This window comes from Gemmata sp., assembly GCF_051859125.1.
Classification (GTDB): Bacteria; Planctomycetota; Planctomycetia; order Gemmatales; family Gemmataceae; genus Gemmata.
Map to the genome: position 1 here is coordinate 1 of NZ_JBHYGG010000229.1, position 2,273 is coordinate 2,273.

General features: G+C 72.3%; 2 protein-coding genes. Both read left to right on the forward strand.

The window, feature by feature from the left end:
• Positions 1–154: 154 nt before the first annotated feature.
• On the forward strand, positions 155–580 hold the full coding sequence (gene arfB / locus ACTIGN_RS18670; protein WP_439626554.1) for an alternative ribosome rescue aminoacyl-tRNA hydrolase ArfB: 426 nt from the start codon (positions 155–157) through the stop codon (positions 578–580).
• Positions 581–861: 281 nt separating this feature from the next.
• On the forward strand, positions 862–2,273 hold a 1,412-nt coding region (locus ACTIGN_RS18675; protein ID WP_439626555.1), incomplete at its 3' end, for a hypothetical protein.

The following is a 2,273-nucleotide window of genomic DNA, read 5'->3' on the forward strand; positions in this document are numbered from 1 at the left end:
GAGCGCCAGCGAGGGGGTGAGGCGCACCCCCTCGCGGGCGCTCAGGGGTCGCCCGGCCAGGTGTCCGAATCCACAGGAACACCCCGCGGCCGGTGCTAAAGTAACCGGGGGCGCGACGTGCCGGTCCGCGCCGCTTCCTTCCCACGGTGCGCCGATGCTCGAAGTGACCGAACTCGTCCGCATCCCCGACGAGGAGCTGGAGTGGAGCTACGCCCGCTCGAGCGGGCCGGGGGGCCAGAACGTCAACAAGGTCGCGTCGAAGGCCGTGCTGCGGTGGCGGGCCGCCGCGACGGCCGCCGCCATCCCGGCCCCGGCGATGCTGCGGATGCGGGCGCGGTTCCCGTCGCGGTTCACCGTCGAGGGCGACGTGGTCCTCCAGTCGCAGAAGTACCGCGACCAGGAGCGGAACCGGCTCGACTGCGTCGAGAAGCTCACCGAGATGATCCGCGCGGGGCTCGTCCCGCCGACGGTCCGCAAGGCGACCAAGGTGACCAAGGGCGCGAAGCGCCGCCGCGTGGCCGACAAGCGCCGCCAGTCGGCCAAGAAGCAGAACCGCCGCGCCGGCGGCGGCGACGACTGACGCCGAAGCGAGGTTCCGGTCCGAGCCCGAGCGCCGAGCGAGGGTTCACACTTGTCCCTCGCTCGGCGCACGAGCTCGGACCAAAACCGCTCTCGACGCCCCCTGTCCGGGCGGCCCCCGACACACCGCGCCGCCCCCCCAGTCCGAACAATCCGGTTCTCCCGGTCGGTCCGCCGGGCGGCGCGCTGCACCGCGGGGAAACGCCCGCCGCGGAACGCCATGTGCAGAAGAGGGCGCATCGTTGAGGGAGCGACCCCGGGGCAGCCACCAAAGGGACAGTCATGGTCACGGCACGGCGGGCGGTGCGGTGGGGGCTTTACGCGGCCGGCGGCCTGCTCGCCCTGGTCGTGGTATTCCGCGTCGCGATCGGGATTTACCTGTCCACGGCGGGCGGCAAGGCGATGGTCGCCCGGCAGATCGGCAAGCAGATCGGGATGCCGGTCGAGGTCACCCAGGTGCGGCTCGGGCTGCTCACGTCGAGCATCGGGATGCGGGTCTTCGACCCCTCCGCTTCGGACCCCGGGCACGCGGAGGTGCTGGGGGTCGGGAAGGCCAGCGCCGACGTGTCGGTCTTCGGACTGGCGACCGGCAGCGTCGAACCGGACTGGGTCACGCTCGACGGCGTCACCCTCACGCTCCACGTCGCCGCGGACGGCAAGGTCATCACCACGCTCCCGCACCTGTCGGGCGGCGGGGGCGGGGGGCACCTGCCGAGCATCAACATCACCGGCGGGCGGCTCACCATCAAGCAGGAGGGGCGGCCCGAGTTCGCGCTCCAGAACCTGACCCTGTCGGTGGCGGCCGCCGGCGACGCGGTGAAGCTCGCCGGGGCCATCGACGACCCCGCGTGGTCGAAGTGGACCGTGACCGGCGAGATCACCGCGGCCGCGAAGACCGGGTGGGTCGAGCTCTCGACCCCGGACGGCCCGCTGACCATGGACCGCCTCGGCTCGGTCCCGTTCGTCCCCCCGTCGGTGTGGCAGAGCGTGCAGCCCAACGGCCGCGGGGCGGCGACCGTGCGGGTGTGGGCGGCCCCGGGCGGCAGCGTCGAGTACTCGGTGGACATCAAGCCGGCCGCCGCGGCGCTGACGCTCCCCGACGCGAGCGTGACGCTCACCCGCGTCACCGGGCTCATCCGGGTGAGCGGCGCGAAGGTCACGCTCCAGGAGACGAAGGGCGAGGTGGCCGGCGGGCACCTCGCGCTCGACGGCACCCTCGACTTCGGGGCCGACCCCACGACCTTCGTGCTCAAGGTCGCCGCGAGCGGCCTCGACAGCAAGCAGCTCCCGCCTGAGTGGGGGCTGAACAAGGACTTTGAGGGGCGGCTGAAGGGGACCGCGGACATCACGCTGAAGATCTTCCCCGACGGCCGCATCGAGCCCGAGGGCAGCGGCGAGGGACTCATCACCGGCGTGAAGGTGCTCGGGTTCGACAGCGATGACATCCCGGTCCGCCTCCACAAGCGCGGCAAGAAGCTCCAGATCCAGCAGCAGAAGGAGAAGGCCGGAGCGGGCCGCGGCGACCGTGGAGAAGCGTTCTGGTGGCACAGGCCTCTGGCCTGTGCTGAAGGCTCCGCAGGCCAGAGGCCTGTGCCACCAAGTCGCTCGGCCGAAATCCAACGCCTCGCGCGGGCCGCCACGGAGGGCGGCCCCTACCAGACAGTTGGCGTTTGGTTTGTAGGGGGCGCCCTCCG

What these genes read in the sequence shown, in the direction of transcription:
- arfB (WP_439626554.1), top strand. Translation starts at nt 155, where the DNA reads ATGCTCGAAGTGACCGAACTCGTCCGCATCCCCGACGAGGAGCTGGAG.